Consider the following 23,193-nt stretch of genomic DNA (forward strand, 5'->3'; position numbering starts at 1 on the left):
ATCAAATTCAAGAAAATAAACGACGAACGGTTGCTGCGCCTAAGTCAACTAAAAGACACTGCCTATGCGACTGGAAATAAAACTCCAACAAAGGCTATCCCGGAAAAATAAAACGCCCGCAAATGCGGGCGTTGGTTCACCAGAAGGTAATTGGCGATAGGTCAACCTGCGCGCAATTTGGCGGCAGGGCTGGACTCCAGCCATTTCTTGACGCGAATGGCGTCAACAACACGCGTCATACGGCCATTGGAATCCAGCAGGACGATGACCAGTGGCGTGTCATTGATCGTGGTGTGCATGACCAGGCACTTGCCGGATTCGCTGATATAGCCGGTTTTGGAGATGCCGATCTGCCAGTCGCCTTCTCGTACCAGGGGGTTGGTGTTCCGAAAAGCGATTTCGCGACCCGTGGCATTTGAGAACACGTTGTACTCACCGGTTGTCGAGAATTGTCGGATCTCAGGGTAGCTGTGGGCGGCTTCGACCATGCGTACCAGATCTTCAGCAGTCGAGACATTTTCGCTGCGCAAGCCCGTTGAATCGCTGAAGCGGGTGTGCTTCATGCCAAGAGAGGCAGCTGTACGGTTCATGCGGGCAACGAAGGCTGCAGTGCCGCCAGGAGAGGTGCGCGCCAGTGCTGCAGCGGCCCGGTTCTCGGATGCCATGAGCGCAAGCAGCATCAATTCGCTACGGCTGAGTGTGGTGCCGACTGCCAGACGGGAGCTGGTGTTCTTGACGGTATCAACATCTTCTTCACTGATGGTGATCAGCTCGTTCATAGGCAAGTGCTGGTCAAGCACGACCATGGCGGTCATCAATTTGGTGATCGATGCTATTGGTGTGACCGATTGGCCGTTCTTCTCGAAAACCCGTTCACCTGACAATTCATTGACTACCAGCACGGAAGCGGATGCCAGGGCTGGCTCATCCAGGGTGCTTTGTATGGCTGATACACGCGTGATGCGCGCACCCATCATGCGCTGGCGGGCGGCGACGCTCAACTTCTGTTTACCCAGCTTGGCTTTGGCAAACTTGCTGTGCCGAATGATCACGAGCTTTTTCGCTTTCGGCAGGTGACGCGCCGATGCCGTTTTAGCGACGGATTTAACGACAGCTTTTTTCTGCTTCGCTTCTGCATCGGCCGGAGCAAGGCTCAGCGCGGCGGCTACAAAAGTGCAAATTAGGAATGAACTCCGGTTCGACATGGGCTTCTCCGGACAAGAGATGGGAGACAAGCATTTGTACCTTGCCGGTGCAGGGTACATAAATACCATGGAAATCAAGGCTTAGAGCAACAATGTCAAGTAACTTATTAGCATTGTATGCCGGCCGAAAGCAAAGATTGTAATCTTTTTATGATTACTTGGCCCGACTATCCCTTTGGTGACGCCATTTGCCGATTTAACGGCCTTGTGCCTGTCATCTACCGGGCATAGAATGAGCACGCCGTAAATGTTGCGGTGCAACAACAAAAACGCAGCAGGCTGCGCTTCAAATGATTGAGGCGAATCTGCCAAAGATTGCGATTCGGAGACTTAAAGTGAACGATTCCAATACCCTTTCTTTCGACAAGTTTCTAGAAAACCTGACACGGACCAACCAGAAGCTGGTTGAAGATTTTGTCAGTGGTTTTACCGCCAGAATTCCGACTGAACAGCACGCCATGCTAGGTGAGTTTGTGAACGGGGTCTGGCAGGGCACAGGTCAACTCATGGACATGCAGTCCAGCTACTACAAGCAGCAGATGGACTTGTGGATGGGCCTGCTGGGGGCCGGGGAAGCCAAACCCATCGTTCAGCCAGATAAGGGAGATCGTCGCTTCTCGGCACCGGAATGGCAGGAATACCCATTTTTTGACTATGTAAAGCAGTATTACCTGCTGACATCCAAATGGCTGAACCAGTTGGTCGATGGTGCAATGCTGGACGACGCCAGCAAAGAGCGCATGGCGTTTTTCACCCGACAGTTTGTTGATGCCATGTCGCCTTCGAACTTTGCATTGACCAACCCGGAAGTAATCAAGCTTGCCATCGAAACCAAGGGCGAAAGTCTGGCTGAGGGTATGCGCCAGCTGGTGGCGGATATGGAGAAGGGGCATATCTCGATGACTGACGAGAGTCAGTTCGAGGTTGGCCGCAACCTCGCTGTGACCCCTGGCTCCGTGGTGTTCCAGAATGAACTGTTCCAGCTGATTCAGTACACCCCGACCACTGAGCAAGTCTATGAAAAGCCGCTGCTGGTTGTTCCGCCGTGCGTCAACAAGTACTACCTGATGGATCTGCAGCCCGAAAACTCGATGATCCGGCACTTTGTTGCTCAGGGGTACACGGTCTTCCTGATTTCATGGAAGAGCGCGACGCCCGAAATGGGTCAGCTCAAGTGGGATGATTACATCGAACAAGGTTTGATCCGCGCCGCAGAAGTGGTTCGCAAGATTGCGAAGGTCGAGAAACTCAATGTCTTGGGCTTCTGTATCGGCGGCGTGATTCTGACCACGGCGCTGGGTGTGATGCGGGCGCGTAAGCTCGATTGGTTCGAGAGTTTCACGCTGATGACCGTGATGATCGACCACGCAGATCCCGGTGACATCAAGATGTTTGTGGACAAGGAAATGGTGCGCAGCCGCGAAGCCAAGATCGCGCGCGGCGAGGGTGGCGTTGTCAGTGGTAAGGAGCTTGCCCGCTCGTTTGCGGCATTGCGTGCCAACGACCTGATCTGGAACTACGTGGTCAACAACTACCTCAAAGGTAAAACCCCGCCACCGTTCGATCTGCTGTACTGGAACAATGACTCGGCCAATCTGCCATTGCCGATGCACACATTCTTCCTGCGCAATATGTACATCGAAAATAACCTGATCAAGGCAGGTGCAACCCGGCTGTGTGGGGTGGATATCGATGTCGGCAAGATTGATCTGCCGGGCTATGTATTCGCCGCGCGTGAAGACCACATCGTGCCGTGGAAGACGGCGTACCGCAGTTCGCACCTGTTTGGTGGCGACATGCGCTTTGTTCTGGGAGCCTCTGGTCATATTGCGGGGTCCATCAATCCTGTGACCACCAACAAGCGCAACTACTGGGTGAATGAAAATCTGGCTGATGATGCCGACACCTGGTTCAACCTGGCGGAATCGCACCCTGGCAGCTGGTGGCTGGACTGGGATGCTTGGCTTGCACCTAAGTCCGGCAAGAAAGTGGCAGCACCCAAGGCGGCTGGCAACAAGGAGTTTCCGGTCATTGAGGCTGCTCCGGGCAGTTATGTGAAAGAAAAAGTGGCTTGAACAGGATCGCGGGGGCTGTTCCCGCGCTTCAGGCATTGCAATTACCCAAGGCTCTGTTGACGTTTTATTTCCGGATCGCGTTTCGTCGGATTTGGGCCTGATGCAAGGCGAAAAGCGCGCCGCTTAGTGATAAGCCACGCGATTTTTAACGCGGCAGCAGGCCCAAACCCGGCGAAGCCCTCCGGGCCGGGTCGATTTTTGAGGCATGGCGTCGTTAGGGTTCGTTTATTTAGCTCGCTAAACCTCACTCACCCTGCCTCGCCCTGCCCCAAAACTCGGCCCGGCGCGACCGGAAACAAAACGTCAACAGAGCCAAGGTCCGATGCGGTCGTCCCCGCATCTTGAACAACACCGGTCGTGATGGCCGGACGTGGTGATGCCGGCAAATCGGCGATATTGCGTCTGGCCTGACCGGAGTTTCCTAGCACTTCCCGTCAAGAGGAGTCGTTCATGCAGCAAGAAATCGTCATCGTCGCAGCCGCCCGTACCGCAATCGGGTCTTTCGGCGGCAGTCTCGCCAAGGTATCGGCCCCTGAGCTGGGTGCGACCGTCATCAAGGCATTGCTGGAGAAAACCGGTGTTGCCCCAAGCGCGATCAGCGAAGTCATTCTCGGCAATGTGCTGTCGGCGGGCCTCGGCCAGAATCCGGCACGTCAGGCCCTGATCAAAGCCGGCATCCCGGTTGAAGTGCCTGCCATGACCATCAATCAGGTATGCGGTTCGGGTCTCAAGGCAACGCATCTGGCCATCCAGTCTTTGCTGGCTGGCGATGCGGAGATTGTGATTGCCGGGGGCCAGGAAAATATGTCGATGACTCCACATTTGCTGATGGGGTCGCGTGATGGTATCCGCATGGGTAACGGCAATCTGGTTGATAGCATGGTGTATGACGGACTGACCGACGTTTACAATCAGTATCACATGGGCATCACGGCCGAAAACGTGGCTGCCAAGTACGGCATTTCTCGGCAGGAGCAGGATGAGCTGGCAGCGATTTCGCAGGCGCGGGCCGCCAAGGCTCAGGCCGAAGGCCGTTTCAAGGATGAAATTGTTCCTGTGTTGATTCCGCAGAAGAAGGGCGATCCGCTGGTTTTCGACAATGATGAATACATCAAGTCCGGCTCGACCGTTGAGTCATTGTCCAAGCTGCGCCCGGCCTTCAACAAGGAAGGCACGGTGACAGCGGGCAACGCATCAGGCATCAATGATGGGGCTGCTGCGGTCATGCTGATGACGGCTGCCAAAGCGGCAGCGCTGGGCCTCAAGCCGCTGGCGCGGATAAAGGCTTATGCTTCGGCGGGTGTCGAGCCAAGCATCATGGGCATTGGCCCGGTGCCTGCTACCCAACGTGTGTTGGCCAAGGCAGGGTGGTCGGTTGATGACCTGGACCTGATCGAGGCCAATGAGGCGTTTGCGGCACAGGCTTTGGGCGTTGCCCGCGAGATGAAATGGGATCTGGCTAAAGTCAACGTCAATGGCGGGGCCATTGCGTTGGGCCATCCGATCGGGGCTTCTGGTGCTCGTGTCCTGGTGACGCTGCTGCATGAAATGCAAAAGCGCGATGCCAAGAAAGGTCTGGCGACCCTCTGTATTGGCGGTGGCATGGGCGTTGCTCTGGCGGTTGAGCGGGGTTGATTGTTTTAGACGGTCTGGCTTGCTGATGGCCAGACCTTGCCATAGCGCTTGGCACTTGTATCGTTTTGAAAACCGGGGCTTGCCCCGGTTTTTTTATGCCAATCATTTGGCTCTGTTGACGTTTTATTTCCGCGACCGAAAACAAAACGTCAACAGAGCCTACCTTGCTGGGCCTGCAAGTCTGCTGCCATGAGCTAAATTGAAGCTTGCTGCAAGAACACCGGCGGCTTTGCAAATTTGGGCAACTTTGGGGGCGGAATGGCATTGCGCTTTGGCTTGCGGGGAAAATCAGTCATTGCCTTGCTGCTGATCTGTGCGGTGGCGGTCCTGTTGGCCACCGCATTCAGCTGGCAGGCCATTGATGCGATTCGCACGCACTTTGGCCAAGCCTATGCCCGTAATTTCACGCTGTACAGCAAGCAGAAGATTGTGGCGCCAGTTCAGCGCGAATTGGCCTTGTCGCAGCGGCTGGCCAATTCTTCTCTGACACGCCAGTGGCTGCTGGCGGAAAACGATGCCACACGCCGCGCCCAGTTTTTTCGTGAGGTCGAAGGCTACCGGGCAGAGTTTGCGGATCATTCCTATTTTGTGGTGTCGGCCCTTAGCAACCACTACTACCTTAACGACGCCGTCAAACCCAATAGCGAAGCCCCACGCTACAAGCTGTCCCCCTCCAAACCTACCGATGCCTGGTTTTACGACACCCTGCGAACGACAGAGCGCTTTAATCTGAACGTCGATCTGGATGTTGAACTGGGTCTGACCAAGGTATGGTTTAACGTGATTATCTACGATGGCAGTCGCAAACTCGGGCTGGCCGGAACAGGTCTTGATCTGAGCGCTTTTCTGCGGGATTTCGTCGGACATGCCGAGCCAGGCGTCACACCGATGATTCTTGATCGCTTTGGCTCGATACAAGCTCACCCGGACCGGGCCAAGATTGCTTTCAACTCAGCCTCGAAGCAGGCAGTGTCAGACAAATCCTTATACCGGTTGCTATCGCCTGTGGACGAGGTGGCGGCCAAGGCAGCCCTGAGTACTGCCAAGATGGTGCCAGAGTCTGTACAAGTCTTTCATGCCCAGCTGGATGGCGCCCCCCGCCTGTTGGCGGCTTCCTACATTCCTGAATTGCAATGGTACGTGCTGACGGCAATTGATCTGGATGATGCCAAGGTTGTCGATACCCGGCTTTGGCTGCACTTGGTGGTAGGAGGCATCCTGCTGCTACTGGCATTGGCGGGGGGCTTTGCCTATGCCGTGAATCAGCTGGTGCTGGCCCCTCTGTTCCGGCTGACCCAGTCTGCCCAGGCGATGGCGGCTGGTGATTATGCGATTGACTTGCCACGAGGCCGTCAGGATGAAATCGGGAGCCTGACCGCCGCTTTCATGGCGATGGCGGACAAAGTGCGACGCCATACGACGGAGCTTGAGCAACGGGTCGCCGAACGGACGCAGGAGTTGAGCGAGGCCAACCGGCATCTGGCGACAACCAACAAGAAGCTGGCGGACTCGATTGACTACGCCAGCCTGATTCAGCGTGCCATCCTGCCTGAACACCAGATGATGCAGGATCTGGGGCAGGACCACTTCGTGCTTTGGCGGCCAAGAGACGTCGTCGGTGGTGACTTTTACATTTACCGGCAGGCCGAGCGGGGCTGTCTGATCGGTGTGGTGGACTGTGCGGGACATGGCGTGCCAGGGGCGTTCATGACCATGCTGGCCCATGCGGCGCTGGATCTGGCGATTGACGAAGTCGGCCCCACCGACCCAGCAGGTATTCTGAGCCGGACGGATACGGCGGTAAGGACTATGCTGCATTTAGAGGGGGCGGATCATCGCTTGGCGACGACCATGGATGTTGGCTTGGCGTTTGTCGATAGCTCGGTCAGACAAGTGATATTTGCCGGCGCGAAGATCTCGCTTTACTGGTGTGAGGGGGATGAAGTGGGGCAGGTGGAAGGTGACCGGCGTGCGATTGGCGACCGCCGGCCGGGGCGCTTCAATAATCACCGGCTCGAATTAAGGCCGGATCGCACCTTTTATCTGACGACGGATGGTTTTCTGGATCAGGCAGGCGGAGACAAGGGATTTGGCTTTGGCTCGGGCCGCTTTGTGGACATGCTGCGACAGCATGCGGGGCAGGTGCTCTCCGAGCAATGCCAGAATTTCGAGACAACACTGGCCAAGTATCAGGGCGAGCATCCGCAGCGGGATGACATCACCTTGGTCAGTTTCCGCTTCAAGTAGTGGGCTGAGCGGGAAGGGGCGACGATGTTGATCTGATTCACTTGTCAGTTGCAGCGAGACATGGGTGTACCCCGGATGAAGATTTTTGACGCCATGCTGCGTAACCAGACTGCAGAGCCTAATGTTTTTATGAAGATGTATGGCATTCACCTACCGCTTTCGAAGTGCTTGGGTGGCATGGACCACTGGCCGGCAAATCATCGCCTAGGAGCTTGAATGAACTCACCCGATCTATTTTTGCTTCGGCAGACCTACAACGAGCAGCGCATCATGATCTGCTTCAATGGCCCGTTCTCGAAAAGCTTGATCGAAGAGATTGGCAAGGCGCTGAAAAACTATATGCAGAGCGAAAACGCCACCCCCACGGCCGCTACCGATGTGTTCGGGGTGTATATCGAGATGATGCAGAACATACGTCATTACGCTGCTGCCAAAGGCTATAGCGATGTCGATGCCGGCGCAACGGTGATCATCGGGCGGGATGAAGAGGAACGCTATGTTGTGTCGGCGGGCAATATCGTGGATCAAACGGATGGCCAGTACTTGGTCAGCCGGATCGACAGCCTGGGTGGCATGGACAAAGCGGCGCTCAAGGCGCTGTATAAAGAACAGCTGCGCAAGCCCAGACCAGAAGGTGCGGCAAGCGGGGCAGGGTTGGGCTTGATTGATCTGGCCCGCAAAGCGACCTTGCCTCTGGTGTGCTCGCTACGCGAGCTGGATGATGGCCGGGCGTTTTTCAGCTTGCGTGTGGTGATTTGAGTGGGGGCAGCCAGACCATGAATGACCTTTCCATCGCGGCTACCCAATCCAGCCCAGCTGTGAACAGTAATTGGCAGCATGGCCTCCTCTCCATGTGTGGCGATTCCTACCCCGAAAACTCGTTCGAGTTGTTCGATCCCGTCATCAACTGGGTCGAACGCTACCTTGATGAGAGCGATGCGCCTCTGCGGCTTGAACTGCATCTGCTGTATCTCAACACCAGCAGTATCAAGGCAGTCATGGATATTTTCGACCTGATGGAGGAAGCCCATCGACGCTCCCGCCCCGTCAGCGTCTGCTGGTACTACGACGAGGACAACCCCCGTGCCGCAGAACTCGCTGCCGAGTTCAAGGAAGACTGCAGCTTCCCGTTCGATATCCTGTCAAAGACAAGCTGAGCAGGGGCAGATCATGCGAGAAGAAATGGGGTTGGAGCAGCGTGTCGAAGCATTGCTGGAAGACCCTGCCTATACTGGCCATCCCCTCAAGCAGATCCTGGCCGAGCTGTTCACCGAGTATCGTGAGCAGCTGCGTCAGATGGAGCGAATCACCCGCATTTCTGACCACTATCAAAGCATGGCGCGGGATTCGAATTTGTCGCTGGCCGAGCGCTACCAGAAGCAGATGCGCCAGCTCGAAAAAATCGCCCGTATTTCAGATGGCTACCAACACATGCTGCATGACCTTAACCAGGCCCTGCGGCAAGCCTCTACTCACGACCCGCTGACAGGATTGGCCAATCGCCGCCTTATCCTTGATAGCCTGCATGCCGAAATTGGACGCTGCGAGCGTAATGGCGCCCACCTGAGTGTGGTGATGGTGGACGTAGACCACTTCAAATTGGTGAACGACCGGTATGGGCATGAAGCCGGTGACCTGGTGCTGGTCGAAGTGGCCCGATATCTACAGCGGGATCTGCGCGAATATGACCTTTGCGGTCGTTGGGGTGGCGAGGAGTTTCTGTTGCTGTTGCCGGAAACCCACGCAACCGAGGCGATGTCCGTCGTGGAGCGCATGCGGCTGGGTATGCGCCAGCTGGTTATTATGGTGGGAGACGTTGATGTGACGGTTTCCGCCAGTTTCGGTGTGGCTGAGCATCGCCTAGGCGCATCCGTCAACGACACCATCAAGCGTGCCGACGCGGCCATGCTGGCCGCAAAACGGGCCGGCCGCGATCGAAGTGAGCTGGCTCAATGAGGCTTCTGCGCAACAAGCGTGAATGTTAGCGGTGGGCGAGGGTATAATCAGCGTATTCCGGTTGATGCAATCGCTAAGCCGTATCAGTAACAGGACTCCGCCATGTTCAAGAAAGACACCGCCTACGTTTCCGAATTTACGCTGTTCATGCGTGATTTCCTCGAAAAGAATCCGCAAGTGGCCAAGGATCAGATTGAAGGTCGCGCCCGCCTTTGGGATAAGCAAATCGACCGTGATTTCCAGAGCGAGGCTGAAGCCTCGAATGTGCCGCGCAAGCCTTACTACTACCAGCCAGACTGAGCTTGACCGCCTGATTCGTGCTGCTGCAAGTCTGCAAGACAAAGCCCGGCCAAGCCGGGCTTTGTCTTGCAGACTGTTTGATTACACCCGCTCCAGTGCCCGGTGGGGGAGCGGTGGCAGCGCCACCAAAATCGTATCCCCCGGCAGGATAGTGCCGCCCTGGCGCACAATTCCCATCACACCGGCTTTGCGTATCAGATTTCCTTCGTGGTCCCGTCCCAGTACTGCCGCCAGCAAACCCTGCTGAAACGCGTCGATTTGCGCGCAGGGATTGCGCAAGCCGGTGATCTCGATGATTGCCTCGGCACCAATCCGCAACAGGCTGCCTGTCGGCAAGCCAAGCAGATCCAGACCACGGGTGGTGATGTTTTCGCCCAGTTGCCCTGGCGCCACAGTAAAACCCTGGTCCTGCAATGCATCCAGTAACTCACCGTGTATCAGGTGTACTTGACGCAGATTAGGCTGCGAGGGGTCTTGCTTCACGCGTGACCGATGCTTCACTGTCACCCCCCTATGCGCGTCGCCTTCCACCCCCAGTCCCGCCAGAAGCTGGATGCTGGGCACTACCGATTTGCTGAAACCGTGCTCAGGGCTGCGGCTGACATGGCTGACAGTAAAAGACATCAAAAACTTCCGTTAAATAAATACAATGGCCCTTGTATTGTCTGATTCAACTATAAGCTTAGTCCATCCGGCCCTCTGGAAAATTGAATCATCGGTGATGTCAGGGACCATTCCTTTTTTATGCTGCGCGCTTTTGCCGCGCATCAAGCCCAGATCCTGCGAAATGCAACCCGGAAGAAAAAATATCAATAAGCCTAATACAGCAGCGCGTTTCTACGCTTGTAAATGGCGAATGCCGAATCAAGGCTTGCCGGTGTGGCGGGTCATCGCATAAGCGGGGCTTCCGCCTAATCATGGTTGCTGATGCATGATAAAAATTGATATTTTCCAATTATTTATATTCTGTTGAGAGGGGGCGTCAGCATCCGACCATTCCGGCAGGTCAGACCAAGGCCTTTCTCATACGGATATTGGTGGGCTGGTAGCCAAGTTTTTCATATAAATGAACCGCCCCATGATTATGTGCGAAAACATGCAGGCTGATATATTTTAATCCGATTGCTTTAACCTGCTTTTCCATTTCCAGAAATGCCATTCTGGCAAATCCATGGCGTCGGTGTTCAGGTTTGATTTCAATATCGTAAACAAATGCGGTTTCGTTTTGAGTGCCCGTCATATCGGCAAACCAGAGTATGCCGACATTACAGGCATGCACGTCACTAAATAGCGTATATAAATAGTGGTGGGGCGTTTGCAGACCTTGCGGCAATATCTGCTGATGTTCGGCCCAGGCCTGTTCTATTGCCTCCTCTTTAGTCCAACGGCCTCCTTTGACATGGCTTTCGGCATAGCTGGCCAAGGCCGCATCGCAATAGGCGGCGTATTCGGCTTCGGTCATCGGTTTCAGTTTCAGCATATTTTTCCTGTATCGCGTTTTGTAAGTGAAGCCACCACAGGCTAAGCGAGGGTGGGCTTCTCGGCAATCCGTTATGGGGGCGGGCCTGCTAACGGCGCCTGCGTGAGCGTGCCGGGCGCAACGCGCATTGCTGCTGCCTGTGCGTTTTCCGCACAGCAATCCGCTGGTTGACTGATCAGCCGACAGGGCGCGATGGCCACGATTTACGGGCTAGCGCTTGATTTATAACATTGATCGAACCTATATTAGCGATAGTTAATGTTTTTTATTCAAAAATTCAGATTGTGTTAGGCTGTGCATGATGCATTGGGGTTTTCCCTAGTCTGTGAGATGGCGGCTGACCTTGCCAAGTGCGATAAAGCGCAGGTTCTCATGCGCCAAGATGCTTCGGGCATATATACCATAAGCATTTTCGAGGTGATTGCGGGTAGGCGAGCAGAATTTGATCTGCATGTGCCGCATGGCAGTTTGGTCAAGTTATCGTGACACGACGCAAAATCAATCGGTTGAAAAGGAAGGTGGGCTAGGAGTTATGACAAATGTTGTTGAAATCGGCAGATGATCGGCAAGCCATCCTGGCGACGCTGGAGGATCTCCTGCACACACCCGGTCTGCAAAAAGTTAAACGTGAGCTGATTGTCAAAGAACAAAAGGCGATTGAGCGTGGCGCTGAGGGCGAACGCGAAAGTGCTTATGAAATCGATTTTTTGCTGAAGGACAGCAAGAACTGGGTGGTATTGCACGATTTGCGGCTTGAACATAAAGGCAGGGTTGCCCAGATTGATCACCTGCTGTTCAGTCGCACGCTGGATATTTTTGTCGTCGAGACCAAGCATTTTTCCGCTGATCTGCAAGTGAATGATCGTGGTGAATTCACCGCATGGTATGGCAAGAAGCCGTTGGGGATTCCTAGCCCGCTGGCGCAGAACGACAAGCATGTTGCGGTGGTGAAGTCCTTGCTCGACGATCTGGTTCTGCCCACCCGGTTGGGCGTGACCATGACACCGGTCGTGAAGAGTCTGGTGATGGTGTCGGCGCGTTCGCGCATAACACGCCCAAAGAGCTTCAACACGGATTGTCTGATCAAATCCGATCAGCTCAAACAGTGGCTGGGTGAACAGGACAAGCGCGAGAGCACACTTGGTTTGCTGGGCAGTCTCGCCCGTATTGTGTCGCTGGAGACGGTGCTGTCGTTGGCGGAACAGTTTCGTGCGCTGCATAAGCCAATTGTCTTTGATTATCGCTCGCGCTTCGGGTTGGCTTGCCTGAACCCGGCCACTGCCGAGCTGGAGCCGGACTCTGTGGCAGGGGCATTCGCCACGCCGGCAAAGATGGCAGGGCCGGCGTTCAAGGTGCTGGCTGTCGATGGTGATGTGGAGTTTGAAGGGCAGACGGCCGAACCGCCCACGCCCTCTGCCGAGCCGTCGCCCGCCGAGAGAGATAACCGCCGTGCCGGGGGGTATTTTTGTGCCAAGTGCAAGGTCAGCGTGTCTTACGCGGTGGCCAAATTCTGCTGGGACCGTCCTGCCAGGTTTGGGGGCAAAGTCTACTGTTTTGACCACCAGCTGGCGGTGGCGACGGCGACCTAGGCTCTATTGACGTTTTATTTCCGGATCGATTTTTGGGGCATTGCGTCGTTAGGGTTCGTTTATTTAGCTCGCTAAACCTCACTCACCCTGCCTCGCCCTGCCCCAAAACTCGGCCCGGCGCGACCGGGAACAAAACGTCAACAGAGCCTAGGCGCTTGGACGTTTTGCTCCCGGCTGCTCCGCCCCAAAACTCGGCCTAGTGCGACGGTAAATCTCACAGCAACAGAACCTAGTCCCCCTGTACGAGCCACTTGGCGCGCAGCATGATGAGACGGGACTGGGCGTCTCGCCGCATGCGTTCATAGTTTTCACGCTCGCGGCGGAACTTCCGGCGGTCGTCATCGGTAGTGGCTTTGCTGATTTTGTCGTTGAGCAGGTTGATTTCCCGGTCCCAGTTGGCCATGTCGCGCTCAGTGTTGTCGATGTCGCGCTTGAGCTCATAGCGCGCACGGCCGCGCTCGTATTCACGCAAGAAGTCACCCTGGAGTTCGCGTGGGCAGACATTGCGATAGGTGTAGCCATCTCTGCCGGCGCGATAGCCGTTTTCAGGCGTGCAATAGGCACGTAGCCCGCGTTCCCGGCCACGGGCGTATTCGTCGCCATTCGGGATCACATTCACTTTCTGACAAGCGTCTGCATAGTCGCCAAGCCGGCTTTCGCGACCATCACGGCCGTCTTTTTCTCCTGTGCCATACCAGTCTCCGGCGCGACATTCGGCTTCGCTCATAGCGGCGCAGCCGCTGAGCAACAGACTGCTTACAGCTAGCAAGGCCAGTGCTTTCATGGGGTGTTCTCCTGCGTGGGGGGCTGGGCGGATGTCAATTTTCACATTCTAGCTTCGCCGAGGTGAATCAAGTCTGAATACGTGCTGCAGCAGCTTGTCGTTTGTTGCTGCCGCATACCTCGGTCAACAAGGCCGTGCTTTCTTCAAAACATAAAGTGCGCAACCAGCTATGGCCTGGGTCGTGGTGCCAGCGCTCGTGCCAGACAATCCCATAGCTGAAGTTGGGCAAGTCCAGCGGCAACGGTAGTGGCACCAGGCCGGCTGACTCGGCATAGAGCCTTGCCATCATCTGCGGGGTGTTGACCAGCATATCGGTACGGGCGGCCAGCGCCAAAGCGGCCATAAAGCTGGGCACCCGCACAGCAACCCTGCGGCATTGGCCGATTTTGTCCAGTTGGTGGTCGATGGGACCACGCAAGTCACCACTACCCGAGTGAATCAGGATCTGTGGCAAAGCCAGAAAGGAGGCGAGGTCCAGGCCGGTTTCGAGTACCGGGTGGCCCTGCCGTACGAGCGCGACGAAGTTGTCGTCGCCCAAGCCGCGACCGTGGATGCTGGCCGGCGCCGTGCCGGTCGAAGCCAGCGCCAGGTCCAGCTCGCCCGATTCCAGCATCGCCAACCCATTGCTGCGCCAGGGCAGCACATCAATATTCATGCCTGGCGCCTCGCGCCAGATGCGAGCCAGCACGCGCGGCATGATCGAGTGCGTGCCGTAGTCGGTGGTGGCAAAACGCCAGCGACCGCGAGCAGTGGCGGGGTCGAATTCGGTGGGTGATACCAGTCGCGTGATGTCGGCCAGTGCACTGTCGAGGCGGTCGCGCAGTTGCTCGGCGCGAGGGGTGGGCGCCAGCCCGCTGGGGGTGCGTACGAAGAGTGGGTCACCAAACAGTTGTCGCAATCTGGCCAGGGTCCGGCTCATCGCTGGCTGGGTAATGCTCAGGCGGGCGGCGGCCCGTGTGACATGTTGCTCTTCCAGCAACGTCTGCAGAGCGACCAGCAGATTGAGGTCGATGCGGCGCAGATCAAGCATGATGGATCATGATTTTCAGTTATGGTAAGTATCATTTTAATGCATTGGAGTGATGAGTGGCGAGTCGTTAAAGTGCTGTTCATGCGCTGACCTCTGTCAGCAATCGATAGCCAAAAAGGAAATCCCATGTACCTCGAATCGACTCGCGAAATTCATCTGGCCTCCCGTCCTGTCGGCTTGCCGACCGCTGCCAATTTCGAACTGATCACCGTGCCGGTTCGGCCCTTGCAGGCGGGTGAGGTGCTGATCAAGAACCTATGGATGTCGGTGGACCCCTATATGCGTGGCCGCATGATGGATCGTGAAAGCTACGTACCGCCCTACAAGCTGCAGGAGGCACTGGAAGGTGGCGCGGTGGGCGAAGTGGTAGAAAGTCGCAGTGAAACCATCAAGGTTGGTGATCTGGTGCTGCATCAGCTCGGCTGGCGCGAACACGCCGTAGCACCTGCCGCGTCGGTGCAGAAGATTGACGCACGGCAGGCCCCACCCCAGGCATTTCTCGGGGTGCTGGGGATGACCGGCATGACTGCATGGGCTGGGCTGACGCGGATCGCCGAACTCAAGGCGGGTGAAACCGTTTTTGTTTCAGCAGCCTCTGGTGCCGTGGGTGCGGTTGCCGTACAGATCGCCAAGCAGATGGGAGCGCGGGTGGTTGCCAGCGTCGGTTCGGATGAAAAAGCCGCATGGCTGCGCGAGATTGGTGCCGATGCCGTCATCAACTACCGCACTGCGGGAGATCTGACCGCGGCCTTACGTGCAGCGGCGCCAGAAGGTATCAATGTTTACTTCGAAAACGTGGGGGGGGCTCATCTTGAGGCGGCGCTGAATGTCATGAAGCCGTTTGGCCGGGTCATCATGTGCGGCATGATCGAGGTCTACAACGCGACCGAGCCGCCTAAAGGGCCCTCCAATCTTGCCCAGGTGATTGGCAAGCGCATCAAGCTGCAGGGCATGATTGTCTCGGATCACTTCGGTGCCTATCCCGAATTCCTGAAGCAAGTGGGAGGATGGCTGGCGGCGGGCAAAATCCAGACTCGTGAAACGGTGCGGGAAGGTCTGGACAATGCGCCTGATGCTTTCATCGGCCTGTTCCGCGGCGACAACACCGGGAAGATGCTGGTCAAACTGGCCTGATTGGTTACTGACTGTCGTTTGCTTATTGCCGGCATGCTGGCAATCAGGCACTGTTTTCCTGAAACCAGCGGCCCATCCGGGCCGCTTTGCACACCCCATGCAAAGGAGACAGAGTATGGCCAATGTCTTGATGCTGCTGCCAAGTAGCGATTACGACCCCACCGAAACGGCTGTTCCCTGGTGTCTGCTGACCGATGCCGGGCATACCGTTCGTTTTGCCACACCCGATGGCCAAACTGCCTTGGCTGATCGCCGCCTGACTGAAACCGGCTTCGGGCCGCTCTCACCGTGGCTGATGCCACGCAAAACCGAGCTGGCGCTATATCGACGCATGAGCAGTCATGCACTGTTCCTCAAACCTGCCCGTCACGATGCGATAGACCCGGCGGGAATCGACGCCCTCATTGTCCCCGGCGGTCACGCCAAAGGCATGCGCAGCCTGATTGAATCGACGGCGGCTCAGTCGCTGGTGGTGGCGGCATTTGCCCGCAATATTCCAGTTGGCGCCATTTGCCACGGCACCTTGCTGTTGGCACGCAGCCGGCAGGCAGATGGTCGGTCGGTACTCCATGGCCGCAAGACCACCGCGTTGACCGCGCCGATGGAACTGACGGCCTGGAATCTGACTCGCCTTTGGCTAGGCGACTACTACCGTACCTATCCGCAGACTGTGGCGTCGGAGATTCGTGCTGCATTGCGCCAGCCCGCCGATTTTCAGCCGGGGCCGCTACTGTCACGCCGCGATACGGCGCGTCATCCTGAACGCGGGTTTGTGGTGCAGGATGGCAACTACGTCTCCGCTCGCTGGTATGGCGATGCGTACCGCTTTGCGCAATCCATGCTGACACTCCTTCATGGAAGTTAGTGCCGATTGTGCTCTCGCGTTCGGTCTCACTTGAATGGCTGAGTATTTTGTGAGGCGCATTTAATTAACCGATGGGATTTTCGGTATATTCGGATGGGGTATTTGTCTGATTGTTTATAGTGATTTGTCTAACAGCATGATCTGAAATTCATGGAATTGCTTTGAAAGTCATTTGAAAGCAATTTCAAAGAGTTTGGGGAGTGAATGCTCGATAATTTCAGATTTAAGCCAATGTCGTGACATTTGCCTCTTGTTGCAGCAAATTCCGTTGCGGGATAATTGCCTCTTCGCTTGGTTGGTTTATTTAAATAAATAAAAATAAACTCACCAAAATATTCACGGAGAAAAGCAATGGCAACAAAAATGGGCGGATTGTTAATGGGCATTGGCATGGCTACCCTGACCATGGCGGGAATTCCTGCTGCTCAGGCTGAAGACGCCATGAAAATTCACCGGCTGGATGATGTGGTGAAACAGTATTCGCTGAAGAGGGTCGATCAGCTACCAGACGGGGTGGTGCCGATTCGCATCGAAAGCCAGGAAGAACTGGAGCAGATGCTTGGCGGGACGGGCCAGACGCGTGGTGGTATCACCACCATGGGCACGACCTATGGCACCGTTAGCCGCTCTTGTTCGACCAGTGCCGGCATGGCCACCTGGAATGTCTGGGCAGACATCAAGGTAGGCAGCTCCGGTTCGTTCCGCTGGATCGAATCGGTACTGAATACCCGACAAGGGCTGACGGGCACGACATTCGGCTTGGCCTCGCGCAATGAATATAGCTATGTCGTCAGCCAGTCTGCGAATTCCGTGACCATCAAAGGCGGCGCAATTGTTGATGCCTATTTGCTGATTAACACCGGGATGACGGTATTGTGGTCGGCGCCGGTTGAATGTTCATTTACCTATTCTATTCGTTGATTGATAACGCATGAAAGTGGCTGATTTTATTTGACGAAATCCGTCATTTTCGTTGATCGCCAGAAATGGCTTTGGGTGGCAAGATAGAGATATTAATCCGGCAATTTGAAAGCACATATAGGTTCATTAATTGACATTTGCAACCTTCTGTTTTGTAATATTTTTTCAATGATGCGCATATGTGCTATTTAATTGCTGCATTAATATTTGAGAAGAACCTTGTTAAGAACGGGTAAAATCATTTTATTTGCCCGATTGTTTATATTGCCGGCAATACCTTTCTGATTTTATCAGTAAGTAGACCAGCGTATTCAAAAAGCGCTAGTCTTGGTCAGAGATTATTCTATAGTGAACTCCTGATCATGTGAGTCATGAAGGGAGGCTGGCAATGAGGTCAATTTTCAAATGTGCGGTGTCATTGCTGCTGACGGTGACAGTGCAATCTGCTTGGGCAGGTAATTTCACCGTAGGTGTTGAAGCTATCGACTATCTGCCAATCTATAAGGGGGAAGGTAGTCAGTATTCCGGTTTTTCCAGGGAGCTTCTGGATGCATTTGCTGCCAAGTATGGCCATCAATTTTCATACAAGGCATTTCCGGTGGCCCGTCTGTTTGATGAATTCATCAAAGGAGGTCTTGACTTTAAATTCCCGGATAACCCGCAATGGTCGAGCGATGCCAAGAAGGGCAAAAATATCAGCTACAGCAAAGGTGCCGTTGAAGTGGTTGAGGGGTTAATGGTGCTTCCCGAGAATAAAGGAAAAGGCATTGCTACCATACGAAAGTTAGCCACCATGCGTGGTTTTACTGCTTGGCCGTATCTGGATGCTATCAATAAAAAAACGATTGAATTGACAGAAAGTAACTCATTTGAAGCGTTAATACAAATGGGAATCAACAAGCGGGCAGATGGTATATATATTTCGACCATCGTTGGTAATTTCTATTTAAATGAAGTGATGAAGAAGCAAGGGGCGTTGGTGCTTGATTCGTCTTTGCCCAATACACAGTCTTCATTCAGTTTGTCCAGCCAAAATCATCCGGAAGTCATTGCGCAATTTAATGAGTTTCTCGGCAAAGAGAAGGCGGCCATCGCCAAGCTCAAAGCTAAATACAAGATTGAAGAATAGACCCGATTGGAGCGTCTGAAATGTCAAGCGGCCCGGCATCCCCTTGGTAGTTGGGATGCCGGGCCGTGTTGCGTCAGACTGGGGGTAATTGTCTGCCGCCTGTCACGTTCAGCGGCGGATCAGCGCAGGATCACGTGGTTGTTGTCCTTTTCGCTGCCGGCAATGCAGCCCTGCGGCCCGATCTGCACGTAAGACAGGCTGGACCCGATGTGCTGGAAATAAGCTTGGGTGTGGCCCAGCACGCTGCCGATTTTTTCCAGTGTGCTCTGGTTGGGGTTGCCCGTGCCGTGAGACTCCAGCTGGAAGAAGGTATCGCCATTGTGATCGCGGCCAATCAGCAAGTGACCTAGCCCGTCTGGCAGATCCATGCCGAACTGTTGATGACCGGAGCCTTTGTAGTGGCTCGACGAACGGGCATTGAATGCGCCATTCCCATCTTGTTGCAGCTGTGTGTACAGCGCGCCACCATCTTCCACCACAAAGTGGCAACCACGTGCCAATGCTGCATGAAACTCCTGCTGGTTTAAGTTGATGTCGTCGCCGTCGCGTTCCTGACTGTTGGCGTTGCCGAATGCAGTGTTCAGGCGCGTCAACACATCACGGGTGCTCTGCGGGGTGTTGACGACATCGGTGCGGATGCCTTCGTAAATGCCGCTTAGCCCCCCTGCGTTCTGCGTGGTCGCGTTGTCGAACTGAGGGGAGTTTGGCAGGCCACCAAACAGAGTCGTGGTCTGGTAGTTGGTGAGCCTAGTGAGATGGCCGGTTGCAGCGACGACCGTGCTCAAGGTGGCAAAGGTACTGCCGCCTACTTTTTCAAAAGTCTTGGTGCCGATGCTGACGACGCCCGAGCCAACAGTGGACAGGCCCGAGCCGATAGTGGAGCCAATGCTGTAGAGGCCGGAACCGATGGTGGAAGCAATGTTGCCGATAGTCATGGTGATACTCCTGAAAGTTAAATAAACAATGGTTGAATTCTGTGTGCCGGGCGGTGCACTTCGGCGACAGCCCCAGCGTGCGGACCCATTGGGTGCGCCATGTATTTCCTGTTATCAGGGGCATCTTGCTCAGGTGCTTGTCTGCATTTCGCACTGTCTTGCTGTTGATGCGCCCTACACCTGGTAAGTGACCGCAACAGACTCTCGGTTCCCCTTGATTTTTCAGCAATATTTCCGATTCAGAAGAGGGAACTCTCTGATGGTGCCGATTGGCAGCTCCAGGTGCCCTATGGCGTTGCCAAAGCAAACAGCCCCGCTGGCCAGCTGGAATGACTGGTAAGCGGGGCTGTTTGGTGTTGTGGGGTTTGGAGGCGGACCGTAGTTGCGCCGAAGCCGTCCGTCCTCGAAACGGGGGGCGGGAAGCTGCTTGGCGGCAACAGTCCCGCAAGGCCAGGGTCGATTTTTGGGGTAGGGCGTCGTTAGGATTCGCTAAATTTGCTCGCTACACCGTGCTCACCCTACCGTACGTGGTGGTTGGGGCGTCAGCCCCTTACCCGCCACGGCCGACTCCTTGTGGGTATAGTCCTGCCCCAAACCGCGATCCGGCACGGCGGTAAATCTAGCTTCAACCGAACCTAGCCTTGCGGGGTCAGGATGACGTGGTTGTTATCCTTCTCACTACCCTCGATACAGCCTTGAGGCCCAAGTTGCACGTAGGAGCTGCTCGAACCAATGTGCTGGAAGTAAGACTGGGTATGGCCAGCCAGATCCTTCAGCTTCTCGCCGACAGAATGGGCGCCGCCACCGGTTCCGTGCGACTCAAGCTGGAAGAAGGTATCGCCGGAGTTAGTGCGGCCGATCAGCAGATGGCCGAGGCCACCCGGCAGGTCCATCCCATACTGGGCGTGGCCAGAGCCTTTGTAATGGCTGGAACCGCGCTCGACAAACCCTTCGCCACCACTCTGTCTGAGCTGGTTGCATAAGGCGCCGCCATCGGTTACCACGAAATGACCTCCACGGGCCAGGACCGCGTGGAACTGTTCCTGATTCAGCGTAGTTGGGCTGCCATGCCGGCTTTGGGTTTGTGCGGTGGTAAATGCCTGGTTCAAGTCAGTCAACACTTGCCGGGTTGTGCCAGGGGTCTCGTCGCTGGTACGAATACCTTCATAGCGTTCGCTCAGCTCGGTGGCGCCTTGGGTGCTGGCGGAGCCAAAACCGGGTGCGTTTGGCAGATTGCCGAGAATGGTCAGGGTGCTGGTGTCCTTGCCTGTAAGGCTAATGCCCTTGGCCAGGATGCCGCTTAGTGTTGCGAGGACGGTGCCGCCCCCCTTTTCTACACCCATTGTGGTACCCGTGACGGCTACAGACTTCACACCGGAGCCAACGTAAACCGCGCCATCCACAACCATTTTTCCACCCGTGAGCACGCCCGAGCCCACATAGCTGGCGCCATCCAGTGCCATTTTTCCGCCGCTGACGATACCTGAACCCACCATCTCAGCACCACTTTTGACCCCTTCCAGCGCCATCTGACCACCGCAGATGATGCCCGAGCCGACATAGCTGGCACCGTTCAAAGCCATTTCGCCGCCACTGACGATGCCAGAACCCACCATCTGGGCACCACTTTTGACCCCTTCCAGCGCCATCTGACCACCGCTGACGATGCCCGAGCCGACATAGCTGGCACCATTCAAAGCCATCTGGCCGCCGCTGACGATGCCCGAGCCGACATAGCTGGCACCGTTCAAAGCCATCTCACCCCCACTGAGGATGCCAGAGCCGACATAGCTGAGACCGTCACCGACTTTGCTGAAGATGGATGACAAGCCGGACAGCATGCCGCTGCTGTTGCCCTGATTCTGAGCAACCACGAGAGGCTGTTGGTCTTGAGGGACGATCGGGGCGTCTGAGCCGCTAATGGATTGGATCGGCGTTGTATTCGGTGCGATGCTCAACATAATGAAACTCCTGAAGATTAAATGGCTGAAAAATATAGAAATTCTGCAAAGGGCCAGACCGTACGCTTCGGGTTTAGTCCTGGCCGACCACTCGCCTGGGCGGTGGTTTTAAATTCGGGTAATTTGCCGATATGTTCAAAATATCTGGCGCATACATTGGGTAAGTAACGGCTTTTTCTATGCGGTTCCAGGCAGTTTATGGCCTTGGCAATTTTGCCAATCCGACTTCAGATGCGGAACGAAATTTGAAAATTCTGAATAACCAGGCTCTGTTGACTGGGCGATGGGCGCGAAATGAAAAATGCCGCACCAGCCAACAGGGCTGGGCGGCATGGGTGGGCAGACCTTCAGGTGCGGAGTGCGTCAGGCGAAGGCGAAGCTTGCTGGATCTTGTGGGGCGGCGGTCACGGTAGCACCGTCGCTGGTTGCATCGAGTAGACGGCCACTGTCATAAGCGGCTTTCCAGGTCTGGTAGGTTTCCTTGAACACAGAAAGCTCGGCAAGCAAGGTTTCGCTGTTGATCACCGACAACGGAAGATTTTTGAACATGAGCACCTTGCCGGCGTTGCGATCCAGCCCGAACACCACATCGTTGGTGAGATAGCCAAAGGTGTGGGCTTCGAGCAGCAGCTGGCTGAGCGCCGACAGCTTGCTGCTATCGGGCATGAAGCACAGCAGGGCCGAGATGCCGACCATTTCGCGCCCATCCAGCTTTTCGATCGTCACGATCCGGTTGTCGCCAAAGTTGATCTGGATGGCATCAACACCCTGCAAGGTCTCCGGGTTGATGCCAAGCTCACCGGCTGCGCCAGCTAAAAGGTCGTGGAAGGTGGTCATGGTGTTGTGGCTCCATCAGTTTGAATCGGGTTGGGCAGAAGCTGCCTGATGCCCGGTGAGTGACGAGGAGCCACATTTGGTTCGCGTTGGATGTGCCGATGGTGAATAGTGGGGGCGGGTAGTCAGGCAGGCACAGGCTTCTTGAACATCGTTGAGCTACGGGTGGGGTGGTAGCCAATCCGCTCATAGAAGAGGTGGGCTTCAGGGCGATGATTGCCAGAACGCAGGCGCACATGACGGTAGTCGTTGTCTGAGGCCCATTGCTCGGCCGCCTGCATCAGGGCCCGCCCGATACCCAGCTTGCGTGCGGCAGCGGCAACGACCAAGCCGCCGATTTCGGCATAGGGCTCGGCCATGAACGGGGCGACGCCATAAGCGTGCAACCAGCCAACTACGGTGCGTGCATCGGTGGCTTCTGCCACAAAAAAAGCATTTTCATGCAGAGACTGGGCGCGGCCAAAGTTATCGAACAGCTGTTGGCTGTTCACCGGATAGCCCAGTTCCGCGCTTAAATCCGCAACGGTGTCAAAGTCGCCCATCTGCATGGGACGAATGAAGAAAGGAGTGCTCATGCTTGCGTATTCCGTTGAGTCAGGTTGCGGCGAACCTTATAAATCATTAAGCCAAGCACCAGGCAGGGTAACCAGATAGTGCCAAGTTCCGACAGCAAGACCGCCAGGCCGCGCTCGCTGAAAAAAGCCCGGCCGATGGGGGATACCTGTATCGGAGTGAGCGGGAAGAAAAACCGCTCGTCTGACCACGGCCACCACAAGGCAACGCCCAGCCCTCCGTTGGTCAGGGCGTCGAGCAAGGGGTGGGAGGCCATCGCTACGGCAATGAAACCAAACACCCACTGGCGCGATGCGCCAAGCCGCTTCGCGAACAGCGTAAGAATCAGCGCAACAACGACAGCCATAAACAACGAATGGCTGAAGCCACGATGACCGAACTGCGATGCGTAGGGGATTCCGAAGCGAAAGGCTAGGCTCTGTTGACATTTTATTTCCGGATCGCGTTTCGTCGGATTTGGGCCTGATGCAAGGCGAAAAGCGCGCCGCTTAGTGAGCTAAGCAAGCGATTTTTAACGCAGCAGCAGGCCCAAATCCGGCG

The 23,193-nt window shown here is 55.6% G+C and carries 22 protein-coding genes; 12 read left to right on the forward strand and 10 right to left on the reverse strand.

The window, feature by feature from the left end; genetic code table 11:
* Positions 1-161 precede the first annotated feature (161 nt).
* On the reverse strand, positions 162-1,052 hold the full coding sequence (locus tag PZA18_RS18640) for a serine hydrolase (RefSeq protein WP_284102382.1): 891 nt from the start codon (positions 1,050-1,052) through the stop codon (positions 162-164).
* A gap of 488 nt (positions 1,053-1,540) precedes the next feature.
* On the opposite strand from PZA18_RS18640, the gene phaC reads away from it, so the two are divergent.
* The 7 genes from phaC (at position 1,541) to PZA18_RS18675 (ending at position 9,418) form a co-directional block, all read left to right on the forward strand.
* Positions 1,541-3,280, forward strand: a complete 1,740-nt coding sequence (phaC, locus tag PZA18_RS18645) for a class I poly(R)-hydroxyalkanoic acid synthase (RefSeq protein ID WP_284102383.1) — start codon at positions 1,541-1,543, stop codon at positions 3,278-3,280.
* A 450-nt stretch (positions 3,281-3,730) separates the two neighbouring features.
* Complete coding sequence (locus PZA18_RS18650; protein ID WP_284102384.1) at positions 3,731-4,915, forward strand: acetyl-CoA C-acetyltransferase; 1,185 nt, start codon at positions 3,731-3,733, stop codon at positions 4,913-4,915.
* Between the two features lie 258 nt (positions 4,916-5,173).
* Positions 5,174-7,162, forward strand: a complete 1,989-nt coding sequence (gene siaA / locus PZA18_RS18655) for a biofilm regulation protein phosphatase SiaA (protein ID WP_284102385.1) — start codon at positions 5,174-5,176, stop codon at positions 7,160-7,162.
* Positions 7,163-7,378: 216 nt separating this feature from the next.
* Positions 7,379-7,921, forward strand: a complete 543-nt coding sequence (siaB, locus tag PZA18_RS18660) for a biofilm regulation protein kinase SiaB (protein WP_284102386.1) — start codon at positions 7,379-7,381, stop codon at positions 7,919-7,921.
* Positions 7,922-7,938: 17 nt separating this feature from the next.
* A complete protein-coding gene (gene siaC, locus PZA18_RS18665) occupies positions 7,939-8,319 on the forward strand; it encodes a biofilm regulation phosphoprotein SiaC (protein WP_284102387.1) in 381 nt (126 codons plus the stop codon).
* Between the two features lie 13 nt (positions 8,320-8,332).
* Positions 8,333-9,118, forward strand: a complete 786-nt coding sequence (gene siaD, locus PZA18_RS18670) for a biofilm regulation diguanylate cyclase SiaD (RefSeq protein WP_284102388.1) — start codon at positions 8,333-8,335, stop codon at positions 9,116-9,118.
* A 102-nt stretch (positions 9,119-9,220) separates the two neighbouring features.
* Positions 9,221-9,418, forward strand: a complete 198-nt coding sequence (locus PZA18_RS18675; protein WP_284102389.1) for a DUF3460 family protein — start codon at positions 9,221-9,223, stop codon at positions 9,416-9,418.
* Positions 9,419-9,499: 81 nt separating this feature from the next.
* Here PZA18_RS18675 and PZA18_RS18680 read toward each other — a convergent pair whose 3' ends face one another.
* Both PZA18_RS18680 and PZA18_RS18685 read right to left on the reverse strand, forming a co-directional pair.
* A complete protein-coding gene (locus tag PZA18_RS18680; RefSeq protein WP_284102390.1) occupies positions 9,500-10,042 on the reverse strand; it encodes an MOSC domain-containing protein in 543 nt (180 codons plus the stop codon).
* Positions 10,043-10,424: 382 nt separating this feature from the next.
* Positions 10,425-10,898: a GNAT family N-acetyltransferase gene (locus PZA18_RS18685; RefSeq protein WP_284102391.1), complete on the reverse strand. Its 474-nt coding sequence runs from the start codon at positions 10,896-10,898 to the stop codon at positions 10,425-10,427.
* Between the two features lie 539 nt (positions 10,899-11,437).
* Here PZA18_RS18685 and PZA18_RS18690 point away from each other — a divergent pair.
* Positions 11,438-12,487: a nuclease-related domain-containing protein gene (locus PZA18_RS18690; RefSeq protein WP_284102392.1), complete on the forward strand. Its 1,050-nt coding sequence runs from the start codon at positions 11,438-11,440 to the stop codon at positions 12,485-12,487.
* A 229-nt stretch (positions 12,488-12,716) separates the two neighbouring features.
* On the opposite strand, the gene PZA18_RS18695 is transcribed toward PZA18_RS18690, so the two are convergent.
* Positions 12,717-13,271 carry a DUF2799 domain-containing protein gene (locus PZA18_RS18695; protein ID WP_284102393.1) on the reverse strand — a complete coding sequence of 185 codons (555 nt, stop codon included), beginning with the start codon at positions 13,269-13,271 and terminating at the stop codon, positions 12,717-12,719.
* Between the two features lie 67 nt (positions 13,272-13,338).
* The gene (locus PZA18_RS18700; RefSeq protein WP_284102394.1) at positions 13,339-14,301 is read right to left on the reverse strand and encodes a LysR family transcriptional regulator; all 963 of its coding nucleotides are present in this window, start codon (positions 14,299-14,301) and stop codon (positions 13,339-13,341) included.
* Between the two features lie 126 nt (positions 14,302-14,427).
* Here PZA18_RS18700 and PZA18_RS18705 point away from each other — a divergent pair, with 126 nt between their 5' ends.
* From PZA18_RS18705 to PZA18_RS18720, 4 genes are all read left to right on the forward strand, one after another.
* Positions 14,428-15,435, forward strand: coding sequence for an NADP-dependent oxidoreductase (locus PZA18_RS18705; RefSeq protein ID WP_284102395.1), 1,008 nt, complete (start codon positions 14,428-14,430; stop codon positions 15,433-15,435).
* A gap of 115 nt (positions 15,436-15,550) precedes the next feature.
* Entirely contained in the window at positions 15,551-16,300 is a 750-nt protein-coding gene (locus PZA18_RS18710) for a type 1 glutamine amidotransferase domain-containing protein (RefSeq protein ID WP_284102396.1), read from the forward strand.
* Between the two features lie 351 nt (positions 16,301-16,651).
* On the forward strand, positions 16,652-17,221 hold the full coding sequence (locus PZA18_RS18715) for a hypothetical protein (RefSeq protein WP_284102397.1): 570 nt from the start codon (positions 16,652-16,654) through the stop codon (positions 17,219-17,221).
* A 388-nt stretch (positions 17,222-17,609) separates the two neighbouring features.
* Positions 17,610-18,350 carry a substrate-binding periplasmic protein gene (locus PZA18_RS18720; protein WP_284102398.1) on the forward strand — a complete coding sequence of 247 codons (741 nt, stop codon included), beginning with the start codon at positions 17,610-17,612 and terminating at the stop codon, positions 18,348-18,350.
* A gap of 119 nt (positions 18,351-18,469) precedes the next feature.
* Here PZA18_RS18720 and PZA18_RS18725 read toward each other — a convergent pair whose 3' ends face one another.
* From PZA18_RS18725 to PZA18_RS18745, 5 genes are all read right to left on the reverse strand, one after another.
* Entirely contained in the window at positions 18,470-19,285 is an 816-nt protein-coding gene (locus PZA18_RS18725; RefSeq protein WP_284102399.1) for a hypothetical protein, read from the reverse strand.
* Between the two features lie 635 nt (positions 19,286-19,920).
* Positions 19,921-21,246, reverse strand: coding sequence for a hypothetical protein (locus tag PZA18_RS18730; protein ID WP_284102400.1), 1,326 nt, complete (start codon positions 21,244-21,246; stop codon positions 19,921-19,923).
* A gap of 363 nt (positions 21,247-21,609) precedes the next feature.
* Complete coding sequence (locus PZA18_RS18735) at positions 21,610-22,083, reverse strand: type III secretion system chaperone (RefSeq protein ID WP_284102401.1); 474 nt, start codon at positions 22,081-22,083, stop codon at positions 21,610-21,612.
* A gap of 122 nt (positions 22,084-22,205) precedes the next feature.
* On the reverse strand, positions 22,206-22,655 hold the full coding sequence (locus tag PZA18_RS18740) for a GNAT family N-acetyltransferase (protein WP_284102402.1): 450 nt from the start codon (positions 22,653-22,655) through the stop codon (positions 22,206-22,208).
* The gene (locus PZA18_RS18745; RefSeq protein WP_308447422.1) at positions 22,652-23,086 is read right to left on the reverse strand and encodes a metal-dependent hydrolase; all 435 of its coding nucleotides are present in this window, start codon (positions 23,084-23,086) and stop codon (positions 22,652-22,654) included. Before PZA18_RS18745 ends, PZA18_RS18740 begins: the two co-directional genes overlap by 4 nt.
* Positions 23,087-23,193 lie beyond the last annotated feature (107 nt).

Origin of the sequence: Parachitinimonas caeni (assembly GCF_030129945.1) — a bacterium.
Taxonomy (GTDB): Bacteria; Pseudomonadota; Gammaproteobacteria; order Burkholderiales; family Chitinimonadaceae; genus Parachitinimonas; species Parachitinimonas caeni.

Excerpts from the sequence above, each read along its gene's own strand:
- PZA18_RS18650 (WP_284102384.1), top strand. The coding sequence starts at position 3,731 with ATGCAGCAAGAAATCGTCATCGTCGCAGCCGCCCGTACCGCAATCGGG.
- siaA (WP_284102385.1), top strand. The coding sequence starts at position 5,174 with ATGGCATTGCGCTTTGGCTTGCGGGGAAAATCAGTCATTGCCTTGCTG.
- siaB (WP_284102386.1), top strand. The coding sequence starts at position 7,379 with ATGAACTCACCCGATCTATTTTTGCTTCGGCAGACCTACAACGAGCAG.
- siaC (WP_284102387.1), top strand. The coding sequence starts at position 7,939 with ATGAATGACCTTTCCATCGCGGCTACCCAATCCAGCCCAGCTGTGAAC.
- siaD (WP_284102388.1), top strand. The coding sequence starts at position 8,333 with ATGCGAGAAGAAATGGGGTTGGAGCAGCGTGTCGAAGCATTGCTGGAA.
- PZA18_RS18675 (WP_284102389.1), top strand. The coding sequence starts at position 9,221 with ATGTTCAAGAAAGACACCGCCTACGTTTCCGAATTTACGCTGTTCATG.
- PZA18_RS18680 (WP_284102390.1), bottom strand. The coding sequence starts at position 10,042 with ATGTCTTTTACTGTCAGCCATGTCAGCCGCAGCCCTGAGCACGGTTTC.
- PZA18_RS18685 (WP_284102391.1), bottom strand. The coding sequence starts at position 10,898 with ATGCTGAAACTGAAACCGATGACCGAAGCCGAATACGCCGCCTATTGC.
- PZA18_RS18690 (WP_284102392.1), top strand. The coding sequence starts at position 11,438 with ATGTTGTTGAAATCGGCAGATGATCGGCAAGCCATCCTGGCGACGCTG.
- PZA18_RS18695 (WP_284102393.1), bottom strand. The coding sequence starts at position 13,271 with ATGAAAGCACTGGCCTTGCTAGCTGTAAGCAGTCTGTTGCTCAGCGGC.
- PZA18_RS18700 (WP_284102394.1), bottom strand. The coding sequence starts at position 14,301 with ATGCTTGATCTGCGCCGCATCGACCTCAATCTGCTGGTCGCTCTGCAG.
- PZA18_RS18705 (WP_284102395.1), top strand. The coding sequence starts at position 14,428 with ATGTACCTCGAATCGACTCGCGAAATTCATCTGGCCTCCCGTCCTGTC.
- PZA18_RS18710 (WP_284102396.1), top strand. The coding sequence starts at position 15,551 with ATGGCCAATGTCTTGATGCTGCTGCCAAGTAGCGATTACGACCCCACC.
- PZA18_RS18715 (WP_284102397.1), top strand. The coding sequence starts at position 16,652 with ATGGCAACAAAAATGGGCGGATTGTTAATGGGCATTGGCATGGCTACC.
- PZA18_RS18720 (WP_284102398.1), top strand. The coding sequence starts at position 17,610 with ATGAGGTCAATTTTCAAATGTGCGGTGTCATTGCTGCTGACGGTGACA.
- PZA18_RS18725 (WP_284102399.1), bottom strand. The coding sequence starts at position 19,285 with ATGACTATCGGCAACATTGCTTCCACCATCGGTTCCGGCCTCTACAGC.
- PZA18_RS18730 (WP_284102400.1), bottom strand. The coding sequence starts at position 21,246 with ATGTTGAGCATCGCACCGAATACAACGCCGATCCAATCCATTAGCGGC.
- PZA18_RS18735 (WP_284102401.1), bottom strand. The coding sequence starts at position 22,083 with ATGACCACCTTCCACGACCTTTTAGCTGGCGCAGCCGGTGAGCTTGGC.
- PZA18_RS18740 (WP_284102402.1), bottom strand. The coding sequence starts at position 22,655 with ATGAGCACTCCTTTCTTCATTCGTCCCATGCAGATGGGCGACTTTGAC.